14 protein-coding genes are annotated in these 12,679 nt (G+C 62.6%); 12 read left to right on the top strand and 2 right to left on the bottom strand.

Annotated elements, in window-relative coordinates; all coding sequences use genetic code 11:
• The first annotated feature begins 26 nt into the window (after positions 1 to 26).
• Together MESCI_RS13055 and MESCI_RS13050 are read left to right on the top strand one after the other, a co-directional pair.
• Positions 27 to 734, top strand: coding sequence for an ABC transporter permease (locus tag MESCI_RS13055; RefSeq protein WP_063168719.1), 708 nt, complete (start codon positions 27 to 29; stop codon positions 732 to 734).
• Between the two features lie 5 nt (positions 735 to 739).
• A complete protein-coding gene (locus tag MESCI_RS13050; protein ID WP_063170307.1) occupies positions 740 to 1,471 on the top strand; it encodes an ABC transporter permease in 732 nt (243 codons plus the stop codon).
• 179 nt (positions 1,472 to 1,650) lie between these two features.
• Here MESCI_RS13050 and MESCI_RS13045 read toward each other — a convergent pair whose 3' ends face one another.
• Both MESCI_RS13045 and MESCI_RS13040 read right to left on the bottom strand, forming a co-directional pair.
• Complete coding sequence (locus MESCI_RS13045) at positions 1,651 to 2,868, bottom strand: NAD(P)/FAD-dependent oxidoreductase (protein ID WP_013530410.1); 1,218 nt, start codon at positions 2,866 to 2,868, stop codon at positions 1,651 to 1,653.
• Positions 2,869 to 2,883: 15 nt separating this feature from the next.
• Entirely contained in the window at positions 2,884 to 3,648 is a 765-nt protein-coding gene (locus MESCI_RS13040; RefSeq protein WP_013530409.1) for an HpcH/HpaI aldolase family protein, read from the bottom strand.
• Positions 3,649 to 3,766: 118 nt separating this feature from the next.
• On the opposite strand from MESCI_RS13040, the gene MESCI_RS13035 reads away from it, so the two are divergent.
• From MESCI_RS13035 to MESCI_RS12990, 10 genes are all read left to right on the top strand, one after another.
• The gene (locus tag MESCI_RS13035; protein ID WP_013530408.1) at positions 3,767 to 4,657 is read left to right on the top strand and encodes a 2-hydroxy-3-oxopropionate reductase; all 891 of its coding nucleotides are present in this window, start codon (positions 3,767 to 3,769) and stop codon (positions 4,655 to 4,657) included.
• A gap of 5 nt (positions 4,658 to 4,662) precedes the next feature.
• Complete coding sequence (locus MESCI_RS13030; protein WP_013530407.1) at positions 4,663 to 5,475, top strand: shikimate dehydrogenase family protein; 813 nt, start codon at positions 4,663 to 4,665, stop codon at positions 5,473 to 5,475.
• Entirely contained in the window at positions 5,468 to 6,274 is an 807-nt protein-coding gene (locus MESCI_RS13025) for an SDR family NAD(P)-dependent oxidoreductase (RefSeq protein ID WP_013530406.1), read from the top strand. The genes MESCI_RS13030 and MESCI_RS13025 overlap by 8 nt, the downstream gene beginning before the upstream one ends.
• 68 nt (positions 6,275 to 6,342) lie before the next feature.
• Positions 6,343 to 6,690, top strand: coding sequence for a RidA family protein (locus MESCI_RS13020; RefSeq protein WP_013530405.1), 348 nt, complete (start codon positions 6,343 to 6,345; stop codon positions 6,688 to 6,690).
• Positions 6,691 to 6,740: 50 nt separating this feature from the next.
• Positions 6,741 to 7,529, top strand: coding sequence for a FadR/GntR family transcriptional regulator (locus tag MESCI_RS13015; RefSeq protein WP_164919893.1), 789 nt, complete (start codon positions 6,741 to 6,743; stop codon positions 7,527 to 7,529).
• A gap of 291 nt (positions 7,530 to 7,820) precedes the next feature.
• Positions 7,821 to 8,531, top strand: coding sequence for an SDR family oxidoreductase (locus MESCI_RS13010; RefSeq protein WP_013530403.1), 711 nt, complete (start codon positions 7,821 to 7,823; stop codon positions 8,529 to 8,531).
• A 12-nt stretch (positions 8,532 to 8,543) separates the two neighbouring features.
• Positions 8,544 to 9,293: an SDR family NAD(P)-dependent oxidoreductase gene (locus MESCI_RS13005; RefSeq protein ID WP_013530402.1), complete on the top strand. Its 750-nt coding sequence runs from the start codon at positions 8,544 to 8,546 to the stop codon at positions 9,291 to 9,293.
• A gap of 69 nt (positions 9,294 to 9,362) precedes the next feature.
• Positions 9,363 to 10,313, top strand: a complete 951-nt coding sequence (locus MESCI_RS13000) for a LysR substrate-binding domain-containing protein (RefSeq protein WP_013530401.1) — start codon at positions 9,363 to 9,365, stop codon at positions 10,311 to 10,313.
• 86 nt (positions 10,314 to 10,399) lie between these two features.
• Complete coding sequence (locus MESCI_RS12995; protein ID WP_013530400.1) at positions 10,400 to 11,434, top strand: amino acid ABC transporter substrate-binding protein; 1,035 nt, start codon at positions 10,400 to 10,402, stop codon at positions 11,432 to 11,434.
• Positions 11,435 to 11,513: 79 nt separating this feature from the next.
• Complete coding sequence (locus tag MESCI_RS12990; protein WP_013530399.1) at positions 11,514 to 12,677, top strand: ABC transporter permease subunit; 1,164 nt, start codon at positions 11,514 to 11,516, stop codon at positions 12,675 to 12,677.
• The last annotated feature ends 2 nt before the right edge of the window (positions 12,678 to 12,679 follow it).

The following is a 12,679-nucleotide window of genomic DNA, read 5'->3' as shown; positions in this document are numbered from 1 at the left end:
GGCACGACAAGACTAGGGCAACTCAGATGGAATTCGGTCTCTGGCAGGTTTGGGAAGCGGGTTGGGTGACCGCCATCCTGCGTGGCGCGTCGATAACGATCCTGGTGGGTCTCGTCAGCATGGCGGCCGGGCTGGTGATCGGCATTGTCTGCGGCTTGATCAAATGGGCCCGGATATTTCCGCTCTCGCTGCTCGTTGATGCCTATACCTCGCTGGTGCGCGGCGTGCCCGAGCTGCTCATCATCTACCTCCTGTTTTTCAGTTCGGTTGAATTCGTGACCAAGGTCGTGACCGCTTTCGGCTATGCCGGGGTCGCGGAGAGCGGCTATGCGTTCGTCATCGCCGTCATCGCCATCGGCGCGATCTCCGGCGCCTATTCGACCGAGGTCGTGCGCGGGGCCCTGGGCGCGATCCCCAATGGGCATATCGAGGCCGCGCGCGCGCTCGGGCTATCGGGCGGCCGGATCTTTCGCCGCATCATCGCGCCGCAGATGCTGCGCATCGCGGTTCCCGGAATCAACAACGTCTGGCAGACCACGATCAAGGACACGGCCCTGGTCTCGGTGGTCGGCCTTCAGGAGCTGATGCGCATTTCTTTCATTGGCGCCAATTCCACCCGCCACCCGTTCATCTTCTACCTGATCGCGGCTGTGGTTTATCTGGCCATTACGCTCGTCAGCCAGGCCGGGTTCGACGGCATCGAACGCCTGCTCAGGGTGAGGACGAGAAAGTAGTTATGATGGATCTCATCCAGCTAGCGGTTCCCGTCCTGCTCAAGGGCCTGTGGGTCACAGCGGCACTAACGTTCGTCTCGGTGCTGATCGGCTTCAATCTGGGCCTCGGTTTGGCGCTGATGCGACTGTCGTCGAACCGCTTCCTGTCAGGCTTTGCCAAATATTATTCCAATGTCTTTCGCGGGACGCCACTGCTGGTGCAGATTTTCCTGTTCTATTACGGGCTTGGCCAACTTTCCTCGATCAAGGACAACGCAGCTTTGTGGTGGTTGATCAGCGACGGCGCGCGCTGCGCCGTGCTGGCGCTTGCGCTGAACACGGCTGCCTACACGTCGGAGATCCTGCGCGGCGGATTGATGTCGGTTCCGGTTGGCCTCGTCGAAGCGGCGCAGGCATGCGGCATGTCGCGCATGCTGCGGTTCCGGCGCATCGAGTTTCCGCTCGCCATCCGCCAGGCGCTGCCGGCCTATGGCAATGAGCTCATCCTGGTCGTCAAGGGGACCAGCCTTGCCTCGACGATCACGGTGCTCGAGATCACCGGCTACGCCAAGCGGCTGATGAGCCAGACCTTCGCAATCTTCGAGATCTTCGCCATTGCCGGCGTGCTCTACCTTGTGATCAATCTGCTGTTGATCGCCATCATCCGCGCCATAGAGCGTTTCCTCATGCGCCACGAGGCCTCCTCTGGCCGAGATCTGGCAGCGCCGCAACCAAATCGATCGACCGTGGGTTCGTGACGCCCCTGCTAAGATAGAGCGATCCGAAACCAATTGTCACTGACAGTCGAGTGGCTACTCGTCAGTCGTTGGAAACAAGCCCGGCGAGAAGCGAGTAGTTTTCACGACGTCTCTGACTAAGATGCAATTTCATTGGACGCTGAATGCCCGAGATAAAATGGGGGACCGATCGTCTCGCTTTAGATCACTGCTTCCTCGAGAAACGGCTCGTTGCGATCTATGCGCTCGTAACAGAACGGCGAAAGATCGAGCGTCTGGAAAGCCCCGTGAACGATAAGTTCTGAAACGGCCCGGCCCACGGCTGGCGACTGTTGCAGCCCGTGCCCCGAGAAGCCGTTGGCAAACATGAAATTGGTCACCTGCGGGTGGAAGCCGACGATGCCGTTGTGGTCGAGCATGTTGTACTCGTAGTGGCCGGTCCAACTGGTCTGGACCTTGAGTGCGTCGAAAGACGGAATGCGGTGCCAGAGTGCCGGCCAGATGTAGTCGTCGAACTCTTCATGGTGCATTTCAAAGTCGTCGTAGCCGGCCGGTCCGTCGCCTTGCGGCGTGTTGCCGGTGAGAAAAAGCTCGCCTTCGGGACGCACGAATGTTCCGGAAAGGTCGATGACATTGGGCATCCGGCCGGGGATCGGGTTGGCGCTGGCGAAGACGAAGCTGTAGCGCTTGTAGGGCGCGACCGGGATCGACAGGCCGGCCATGGCGGCCACCTGCTGAGCGCGCGGGCCCGCGGCGTTGACCAATGTTCCGCAGGCAACCGTCTGGCCGGTCGCGAGGCGCACCGAGATGACCCGCCCATCGGCGATATCCAGCCCTGTCACGGCATTGTCGATATACTCGACGCCGCTGGCGCGGGCTGCGCGGCGGAAACCGTTCATCAGCCCCACGGAATCGAACCAGCCCTCTTCCCTGGCCCCCCAGGAACCGCCACCGAGATCCTCCACATTGAGCCAGGGGAAGCGATCCTTCAGCGGGCCCGGCTCAAGAAACACCGTGTGGGCCCCAAAACTGCGTTGCAGATCGACGCGCTCGCGGGCCGCTTTGACGCCGTCGGGTGAACAGCAGTAAAGATACCCATGCTCCTTGAAGCCGAGGTCGGGCGCCGGTTCGTCCTTGTAGAAAGGTGCCATACGCTCCTGAAATCCGCGGATGATCTCGATGCCGAACTGGCTGATCTTCACATTGATCGGATTGGAATATTGCTGCCGGATCGCACTGGTGGAGAGCGCCGTCGACGAGAATTCGTAGCTCGAGTCGCGTTCGACGACGAGGATCGAGGCGCCGCTGCCCAGCGCCTGGCTCAGCCAGTAGGCCGTGGACGAACCGATGACGGCGCCGCCGACGATGACGATGTCGTAGGCGGTGCGTGACGGCGCTTTGTACCGGGGGATCGGCATGGCTGTATCTCCGGTCTACTGATTGAACGAAGCGACCAAGGCATCCGAGCCCCGCGCCAGCAGGCCGAGGTCGGAACCAACGGCAACCATGGTGAAGCCGTCGGCGAGGTAGCGGTCGGCATCGGTCTTTGCGGGAGCCAGGATCCCGCTGGCCTTGCCTGCCGCCGTTGCCTCCTTGCGCACCGAGGCGATCGCTTCTTGAACGTGTGCGGCCCCGGGATTACCCATCGCACCCATATTGGTGGAAAGGTCGCCGGGCCCGACGAAGAGAACGTCGACGCCGTCCACTGCCGCAATTTCCGCGGCATTGGCGACGCCCAATTCATCCTCGATCTGTACCGCGAGAAGCTGCTGCTCACGCGCCTTGGCGTGGTAACCGGCGATGCGACCGAAGCCGTTGGCACGGTGACCGACCGAGAAGCCGCGAAATCCACCAGGCGCATATGTCATAGCCGCGACAATGGCGCGGGCCTGATCGGCCGTCCGCACATTGGGGATCATCAGGCTGCGCGCACCGATATCCAGGGCCTGCTTGATCAGATTGGGATCGTCGGAAGGCAGCCTGACGACGGCCTCGCTGTCGAAGCCGCCCATGACCTGCAACTGGGCCATGATGCTGCGCAGATGATTGGGGCTATGCTCGCCATCGATCAGCAGCCAGCCGGCGCCGGAGCCCGCGACAATTTCCGTCGTCAGGGCCGAAGCCAGCGAGCACCAGATGCCGATATGGGCCCGGCCGGCCGACACGGCAGCCTTCAGCGTGTTGAGGCGCTCTTGCATTTTGCGGTCGGTCTCCGATGAGCGAAAGGACGTTGAAATTTGTATGATGTCCTATATCATACGGCAATAATCTGCTGCAAGATGCAATACGCACCAACCTTCGTACAGGGGTTCAAGAATGAAGATCGGGTTCATCGGGCTCGGTGTGATGGGAGCACCGATGGCGCACCATCTCGTCGACGCGGGACATGAGATCTTCACGGTCCTGAACCGCTCCCCTCTGCCGAAGGACCTTAGGGCATCGGTCGTCGCCTCTCCTGGCGATGTGGCGCGGATGTCCGAGATCATCGTGACCATGCTGCCCGACACGCCAGATGTGGAGCGTGTCCTGCTTGGAGGAAACGGCGTCCTGGAGGGGCTGTCGGCCGATAAGCTGGTCATCGACATGAGCTCGATCAGCCCTATCGCCACTGCGGAATTCGCAGCGAAACTGCGGCAAGCGGGAGCCGGCTACCTCGACGCCCCGGTCTCGGGCGGTGAGGTCGGCGCCAAGGCGGCGAGCCTCACCATCATGGTCGGCGGGCCGACCGCAGAGTTCGAGCGCGCGCTGCCGATCTTTCGGACGCTGGGCAAGAACATCACCTTGATCGGCGAGCACAATGGCGCCGGCCAGACCTGCAAGATCGCAAATCAGATCATCGTCGCGCTCAACATAGAGGCCGTGGCGGAAGCGCTCGTCTTTGCCAGCAAGGCCGGTTGCGACCCGGCAAAGGTGCGCGCCGCGCTGATGGGCGGCTTTGCCTCGTCCCGCGTGCTGGAGGTGCATGGCGAGCGCATGATCGCCCGGACCTTCGCCCCGGGCTTTCGCATGCGGCTTCACCAGAAGGATCTCAACCTCGCGCTCGAAAGCGCCCGCGCGCTTGGCGTCTCGCTGCCGAACACCGCGATGGCGCAACAACTGATGAGCGCCTGCTCAGCCCGACCAGGCGGCTCGGAGGCCGACCACTCGTCCCTCGTCGAGGCGCTGGAGATCCTCAGCGGCCACGAACTGTCAAAAGAAAAGGAGTAAAACCGATGCGCGGAACCGGCAAGGCCGAGATCTTCGTGATGCTGGCCCATCCCGTGGCCCATGCCAAGAGCCCCGGCATATTCAACGAGATCTTCGAGCAGAAGGGCCTCGACAGCCTCATGGTGCCCTTGAGCTGCCGCCCGGAGGATTTCGAGGCCTTCTGGGCCGGCATTACGGCAGCCGAGAATATCAGGGGCGTGATCATCTCGGTGCCGTACAAGGTTGCGGTCTATCACAAATGCACCGCCGCTCACGACCGCGCCGCGAGGGTGCAGAGCGCCAATTCCGTGCGCCGGCTGCCCGATGGCAGCTGGTACGCCGACAATTTCGACGGCGTCGGCTTTATCGATGGCCTCAAGGCAGGCGGACATGAGATTGCCGGCCGCCGCATCCTTCAGGTCGGCGCCGGCGGCGCCGGCGCGTCCCTGGCCTATTGTCTCGCCGAAGCCGGTGCCGAGGAAATCCGCTTGGCCGACATCGATACCGGTCGCGCCGAAAAACTGGCGGCGCTGGTCGCGCAGGTCTTCCCGAAATGCCGCATCCAGGTTGGAGAGGCCGAGCCTTCCGGCATGCATATGGCGATCAACGCCACGCCGGTCGGCATGCACGCCGGCGACCCGCTGCCGCTGGATGTGAGCCGGCTGACCCCGGACATGACGGTCGTCGACATCATCATGGAGCCCGCCGAGACCCCCCTGCTAAAGGCGGCGAAAGAGATTGGCTGCCGCATTCAGCCGGGGCGCCCGATGATGGATTTCCAGGTCCGGGCCATGTCCGAATTCTTCGACATCGAAGGCAAGGGTCGCGGCAATGGCTGAGACATTGACGGCCGTCGTCATCGGCGGCACTTCCGGCATCGGACGCGCGATAGCGCTGCGCTTCGCCGAGGACGGCTACCATCTGGTGGTCGCCGGCAGGGATGCGGCACGGGGCGATGAGGCGGTTGGCGCCTGCGCGGCGGTCGGCGCACCGCGCGCGCTGTTTGTCCAGACCGATGTCTCCGAATCCGGCTCGGTGGAAGCGCTGGCGCAGGCCGTCAGCGACGCGTTCGGTGCCCCGCACGTCGTCGTCAATTGCGCCGGCATCCTGCAGAGTGGCAAGCACGTCCTCGACCAGGATCTGGACGAAGACGAGAGGATGTGGCGAGTGAACTATCGCGGCACCTTGCTGGGTTGCCAGGTGTTCGGTCGGCTGATGTCGGCTGCCGGGCGAGGCGCGATCCTGAACGTCGGCTCGCTTGCCTCCTTCGCGCCGCTGTCCCTGCCCGCCTACACGCCCGGAAAGCATGCCGTCCTGGCCTTGACCCAGATCCTGGCCGCCGAGCTCGGTCCGCACGGCGTACGCGTCAATGCGGTGGCACCCGGCTACACGCTTTCGGACGGGCTGAAAGCCAGGATCGCCAAGGGTGAGCGCAACCCCGAAGCCATCCAGGCGACCACCGCGCTGCGCCGCTTCGTCGAGCCGCGCGACGTTGCCGAGGCCGCACTGTTCCTCTGCTCCGACCGGGCCGCATCGATAACCGGCGTCACCCTGCCCGTCGACGCCGGCTGGCTCGTTCAGGCGCCCTACGCACAATATCTGCAGGGAAACCCCATCCGCCAGACGCCGGCAATCTGACCCCATCCGGCGGAGGCCGGAAATCTGACCCATCCGGCGGAGGCCGGAAATCTGACAAGGACAATCCAATGAGTGACATCAAGCGCTTCGACTTCGACACCCGCATCCACCACGGGGTCATCCACAATGGCACCCTCTACCTCACCGGCCAGGTCGCAAAGCCGGGTCAGTCCGCAGCCGACCAGATGCGCGAGGCGCTTGGCAAGGTCGACGTCCTGCTTGCCAAGGCCGGTACGGACAAGACACGCATCCTTCACGTGCAGATGTGGCTGGACGACATCAGGGATTTCGACGAGGTCAACACGGTCTGGGACGGATGGATGCCGAAGGAGCATGCACCCGCGCGCTCTTCCGGCGAAGGACGGATGGCCAAGCCTGGAATGCTGGTCGAGCTGATCGTCACCGCGGCGGTTTGAATGGCCTTGCCGGTTCGGGCATCATCGCGAATCTGGCTAAGGGGAGACTGATGACGAAGCGCAAACCGCTTTCCACTGTCGTGGCGGAGAGTCTGTCCGAAAAGATCCGTTCCGGATCTCTGCTTCCCGGCGCGCAATTGCCGACCGAGGCGGAGCTTTGTGCCGAGTACGACGTCAGCCGGACGGTGGTGCGGGAAGCGGTGGCGCGATTGCGCTCCGAAGGGATGGTGGTGCCGCAGCAGGGCCGCGGCATGTTCGTCAGCGAAACGCCGGCGCCGCGCAATTTCTCGATACCGGACGAGGCGCTGAGGACCTTGCCGGAAACCATTGCCCTGCTCGAACTGAGATTGAGTGTCGAGGTGGAGTCCGCCGGGCTATGCGCGGAACGGCGCACCGATGCGGAGGCGAACGGAATCCGAGCCCTGATGGAACAGGTCGACGCCCAGCAAGCGGATCCCGCTGTCGTCCAGATCCACTACGACTATGATTTCCATCTGGCGATCGCCAAAGCCGCGCGCAACGAATTCATCCATGGCTTCCTGAGCTATCTCAGGCCGATGATCGTTCCGCGCTTTCAACTGGGCTACGTGGTCACGCCGGCGCTCAAGGACAGCTACTACGCACGCATTCACAACGAGCACAAAACCATCGTGGACGCCATCGAAAGGCAGGACGGTCGTGCTGCTCGCCAGGCCATGCGCAAGCATCTGCACAACAGCCTCGGGCGTGTGCGCGCTTTGGCACGGGCTTCGGGCGTCGCGGCGACAGAGGCAGAGCATCAGGCGGCTGCGGCCTCGCTCTTTACCGATATGAAAAGGCCTGCTCCGACCGGCGGATAGGCGGCCCCCGGCTTCGATCACCCAGGCATTCGCACTCACTCAAATTAGCCACGTATTGCGAAAGCCATGTTTTTGCTCCGCCAGCTGACCTGAACCGTTTCCCACAGGCTGAGAACATCGTTTTCCCGTCGTTTCCTTCGGTTTTCAGCCTCGGCGCCGAGGTCACCACCTGTCCAGGTTTCGGGCGGGAGAAGAGAATTCGAAAGTTTATCTTTCCTTTTTGCTGGTTTTCTTGGTTTCGCGGCATCGGCCCAGGCCGCAGACTGAAATCAGGCAATCAGGGAAGCCAACGTGACGACAGCCTTCATCACAGGTGCAACAAGCGGCATAGGGCGGGCCATGGCGATCGCACTGAGCGACGCCGGCTACGATGTCTATGCGGTCGGGCGCAGCCAGGCCGCGCTCAAGGCGTTGCAGGCCGAGCGATCCGGCATCGTGCCCATCGCCGTCGACGTGACCGATCGCGAGGCGCTGGAAGCTGTTCTGGCGGATCTGACCATCGACGTGCTGATCAATAATGCCGGGATCATGCCACCGTTGGGCAATTTCGCCGACATGAAAATCTCCGACATCGACACCACGCTGGAGGTCAACCTCAGCGCGGCAATCCTGCTTACCCGCCTCGTCGTTCCGCAGATGCGCGAGCGGCAGGCTGGCCACATCCTGTTCACCGGCTCCACCGCGGGCCACGCGGCATATTCCAACATTGCCGTCTATTCGGCCACCAAGGCGGCGATATCAGGCTTTGCCGCCGCGTTGCGCGCCGACCTCTCCCCATCAGGCGTCCGTGTCACCGAGATCGTCGCCGGCCGTGTCGAGACGCAGCTCTACCAGGACATCCTCGACGCAAAGGCGCGCGCGGCCATGTACGCCAGCAAAGTGGTGCAGCCGGATGACGTGGCCAGAATGGTGGTCGCGGTACTCGGCCTGCCCGCATGGGCCGACGTTACCCGTTTCGACATCATGCCGACATGGCCAACCTCGCCAAGCGGCACCAAGTAAGGAAAAACTGGAATGAAGGATCTTTCCGTTCTGATCGTAGGCGGCGGCGCTGGCCTCGGCGCGCTTTTGGCCAGGATGGCTGTAGAGACCGGGGCTGCAAAGATCGGTATCATCGACATCAACCAGGACGCCGCCGAAGCCGCTCTCGCCCCGGCAAACGCCAATGGTCTGCCGACCGCGACCGCCCTGTGCGACATCCAGGTCGGCCCTCAGTGCCAAGCCGCCTTCGACGCCATCGTTTCGAAGCTCGGGCGTATCGACACGCTGATCAATTGCGCCGCGATCTACCCTCGCCGCCCGCTCCTCGAGATCAGCGACGCCGATTGGGATGCCTCCAATGGCATCAACATCAAGGGCACTTATCACATGATGGTGGCAGCCGTTCGCCACATGCAATCGCAGGAGCCGAAGAGCCATGTGCGTGGCCGGATCGTCAACCTGACCTCTGTCGATGCCTTCAAGGCGCATCCGCAGAACGCCCACTATGCGGCAACCAAGGCCGCCGTGGTCAGCCTGACGCGCTCCTTTGCCCATGACGTCGCAAAACACGGGATCCTGGTCAATTCGGTGGCCCCCGCAGGGATGGCCACGGAGCGGGCCAAGGCCCTCGGCTTCCTCGAGGAACTGGCCAAGGCGAGCCCGCTGGGTCGTGGCGCCGAGCCTGCGGAGATTGCCGAGTGGGTTCTCATGACCGGCGGCCCCAAGAATACCTACATGACGGGAGAAAATGTAATTGTTTCAGGTGGTTATATATACGCCTGAGCTATTTTCGCGCGCCGGCGGCGCTGAATTGTCCAACAGGAACGCAAGCGAAAGGAGGTGGAATAGACGATGACCGGCAAGCTTCGCCTTCCCTCGCTGAATGCGCTTCGCGTCTTCCACGCCGTCGCGCAGCACAAGAGCTTCCGGCAGGCGGCGGATGAATTGCTGGTCACGCCGCAGGCCGTCGGACAGCAGATCAAGCTACTGGAGGACACGCTTCAGGTGACACTGTTCGAACGCAAGGGGCGGTCGGTCGAATTGACCGAGTCTGCCATCCTTCTCTCGCACTATGTCAAAGCTGGGTTCGACGAGTTTTCCGAAGGTGTTCGCCGCGTCACCAAGTCGAATTACCGGGACCGCATCAACCTGAATGCGAGCCCCTATTTCGCGACCCACTATTTGCTGCCTCGCCTATCTCTGTTCCGGGAGATATTGCCCGGTGCGGATCTGCGCCTGACGACGATGGTCGATCTGCCCGATTTCGGACGCGACGACATCGATATGACCGTCCAGTGGGGCTACGGCAATTGGCCGGACTACGAGACCATACTGCTGGTGCCTGATCCGAAGGTCATCTGCTGCACTCCGGCCATCGGCGAGAGCATCAAATCGGCGCAGGACCTGACGTTGTTCACGTTGCTGGACACCGTCAAGTCGAAGCGCCTTTGGCCAGACATTTTACGCCACCTTGCCATCGAGCAGACGGACGGCAACCGAAGCATCAGCTTCGACGATGCCGCGACCATGCGCCGTGCAACCCTGCAAGGCATCGGCGTCGGTCTCGTCTCCGTCATCGACGCCGAGGAAGATTTGAGGTCGGGCGCGCTGGTCGCGCCGGTCGGGCGCGACGCCCTTGCCGATATGCGGCCGGAAGAAGTCCCTGGATTCTACCTGATCGTCCCGCGCGGGCACCTGCGCGTGAAGGCGGTCGCCGCCCTTCATCGATGGCTCGCCCAGCAGGACTGGGGCAGCGATCTGAAGATTTCCTCCGTGCCGAAACCGACCCCGCTTTCCGACTAGGAGCGGCTTTGAGACCGAGCTCCGAAAGAGAACTTTTGGGCCTCCAACAACAAGAAACCAAACAACCTCAACAGTGGAGACGGAACATGAAGACGATGAAATGGGGGGCCGCAGCCATGGCCCTTGGACTTGTGCATTTTGCAGCGCCGGCAGAAGCCGCCGGCGGCAAGACGCTGGAAGCCGTCAAGGCGCGCGGCGTGCTCAACTGCACCGGCCATGACGGGTCTTACCTCGGCTTCGCCGAAGTTGACGACAAGGGCAACTGGAAGGGCATGGACATCGATCTCTGCCGGGCGGTGGCCACGGCCGTGCTCGGCGACCCGGCAAAACTGAAGGTCGTTCCGATCAGCTGGGCGCAGCGCTGGCCGTCCCTGCAATCGGGCGATGTCGACATCATCATCAAGGCGTCGGGCGGCACGCTCAGCCGCGACACCGAGCTCGGGCTGCAATTTTCCATGTCCTATTACCTCGGAACGACCAAGGTGATGGCGCACAAGGAGCTAAACCTCAAGTCGCTCAAGGATGCGGCCGGCGGCACGATCTGCATTCCCGCCGGCACGTCGCAGGAACAGCAGGTCGCGGCCTATACGGCCAAGCTTGGCATCAAGCTCGAACCCGTGCTCATCGAAAAGACCGAGGAGCTCGAGCAGGCCTATTTCTCCGGACGCTGCGATCTCTATGCGCAGTGGGGCCCGACGCTCGCCATTGCGCGCATCGCCAAGAGCAAGGTCGACGACCATGTCATCCTGCCCGACGTGCTCGCCGTCGAGCCTGAAGTCATGATCATGCGTCAAGGCGACGACAATTGGGTTGACATCGCCAACTGGACGCTGAGCACGCTGATCTTCGCCGAGCAGGAAGGCATCACCTCCAAGAACGTCGACGAGGTCAAGGCCAAGCCGACCTCGCCGCAAGTCGCCAAGTTCCTCGGCGTCACGCCAGGCATGGGCAAGGGTCTCGGTCTCGATGATGACTGGGCCTACAAGGTGATCAAGAACGTCGGCAATTACGGCGAAATCTTCGAGCGCGACCTCGGCAAGGACTCGCCCTACAAGATGGACCGCGAGTTGACCAACCTTTGGAACAATGGCGGTGTCCTGTTCCCGCTGGTGATCGACTGATCCGTCCTTAACTCACCCGCTCCAGGCCCCGCCCGGCACAGCCGGGCGGGGTCGGCGACAATTCGGCAAGGATCTTTGGATGGTCAGCCTGCTGAGAAATCAAAAGGTCCGCAACGCGCTGTTGCAGGTCCTCTATGTCGGCTCGATCGCCGCGATGGTGCTTGCCGGCATCGTGATCGCCCGCCGCAACCTGGCTGATCAGGGGATCACCTCCGGATTCGACTTTCTGTTCAAGTCGACGGGTTGGGATGTGAATTTCTCGCTGCTGCCCGCCACGGCCAATGATCCCTATTGGTGGTACTTCCTCATCGGCATCATCAACACGCTGTTCCTGGGGAGCGTCGGCCTGATACTGGCGACGATCGTGGGAACGATCGTCGGTCTGGCGCGGACGTCTTCGAACGATTTGGCGCGGCTGCTCGGCCGTACCTATGTGGACATCTTCCGCAACATTCCGCTGATCCTCCAGGTTTTCTTCTGGTATGCGATCATCACGCACCTGCCGACGCCGCGCAGCGCGCACGAAGCCTGGGGCTTCCTGCTCACCAGCCGAGGACTCTACATCCCATTCCCGAACGTCGGCAGTGCCGCGTTTGCCGCAGCCACAGTGGCTGTGATCGCGGCCATCGTGCTGCCAGCCTGGCTGGGCAGGACGTCGCTCCTTGCCCAGCCGATCGGCCAGCGGCGCACCATCCAGTTTGCCGCTGCCGCAGCGGCACTGGCCTGCGCGACCATCATTCTGGCTCTCGGACGTCTGCCGGATACGCCGCTGCTGGACTTCCCTGCCCTGCAAGGCCTCAATCTGAGAGGCGGCCTGCGTATCCCTCCGGAGTTCGCCACCCTCGCTATCGCCATCGCCATCTATGGCGGCTCCTACATTGCGGAGATCGTGCGCGGAGGCTTCAAATCTGTCGGCACCGGCCAGGTCGAGGCAGCCCTTTCCTTGGGCCTTAGTCCCTGGCGGGTCTTCACGCTGGTGCGGCTGCCGCTGGCGCTGCGTGCCATGCTGCCGATCCTTGCCAATCAGTATGTCTGGCTGATGAAGGCGACGACGATGGGCATCGCCGTGGGCTTCACCGACTTCTTCATGATTGTGGCGCTGACGATCAACCATTCCGGGCAAACCCTCGAAGCGATCGGCATCCTGATGGCAGGCTTCCTCGCCATCAACCTCAGCCTTGCCGCCGTCTTCAACCGCATCAACAAGGCAATTGCCCTCAAGGGCAATCAACTGAGGGGCTGAGA

It is taken from the genome of Mesorhizobium ciceri biovar biserrulae WSM1271 (assembly GCF_000185905.1).
GTDB lineage: Bacteria > Pseudomonadota > Alphaproteobacteria > Rhizobiales > Rhizobiaceae > Mesorhizobium > Mesorhizobium ciceri.
This window is presented reverse-complemented; position numbering and strand designations above follow the sequence as displayed.

Bases quoted from the DNA above. Each gene is read 5' to 3' on its own strand.
- MESCI_RS13000 (WP_013530401.1), top strand. From the start codon at position 9,363: ATGACCGGCAAGCTTCGCCTTCCCTCGCTGAATGCGCTTCGCGTCTTC.
- MESCI_RS13050 (WP_063170307.1), top strand. From the start codon at position 740: ATGGATCTCATCCAGCTAGCGGTTCCCGTCCTGCTCAAGGGCCTGTGG.
- MESCI_RS13040 (WP_013530409.1), bottom strand. From the start codon at position 3,648: ATGCAAGAGCGCCTCAACACGCTGAAGGCTGCCGTGTCGGCCGGCCGG.
- MESCI_RS13005 (WP_013530402.1), top strand. From the start codon at position 8,544: ATGAAGGATCTTTCCGTTCTGATCGTAGGCGGCGGCGCTGGCCTCGGC.
- MESCI_RS13025 (WP_013530406.1), top strand. From the start codon at position 5,468: ATGGCTGAGACATTGACGGCCGTCGTCATCGGCGGCACTTCCGGCATC.
- MESCI_RS12990 (WP_013530399.1), top strand. From the start codon at position 11,514: ATGGTCAGCCTGCTGAGAAATCAAAAGGTCCGCAACGCGCTGTTGCAG.
- MESCI_RS13015 (WP_164919893.1), top strand. From the start codon at position 6,741: ATGACGAAGCGCAAACCGCTTTCCACTGTCGTGGCGGAGAGTCTGTCC.
- MESCI_RS13055 (WP_063168719.1), top strand. From the start codon at position 27: ATGGAATTCGGTCTCTGGCAGGTTTGGGAAGCGGGTTGGGTGACCGCC.
- MESCI_RS13045 (WP_013530410.1), bottom strand. From the start codon at position 2,868: ATGCCGATCCCCCGGTACAAAGCGCCGTCACGCACCGCCTACGACATC.
- MESCI_RS12995 (WP_013530400.1), top strand. From the start codon at position 10,400: ATGAAGACGATGAAATGGGGGGCCGCAGCCATGGCCCTTGGACTTGTG.
- MESCI_RS13020 (WP_013530405.1), top strand. From the start codon at position 6,343: ATGAGTGACATCAAGCGCTTCGACTTCGACACCCGCATCCACCACGGG.
- MESCI_RS13035 (WP_013530408.1), top strand. From the start codon at position 3,767: ATGAAGATCGGGTTCATCGGGCTCGGTGTGATGGGAGCACCGATGGCG.
- MESCI_RS13030 (WP_013530407.1), top strand. From the start codon at position 4,663: ATGCGCGGAACCGGCAAGGCCGAGATCTTCGTGATGCTGGCCCATCCC.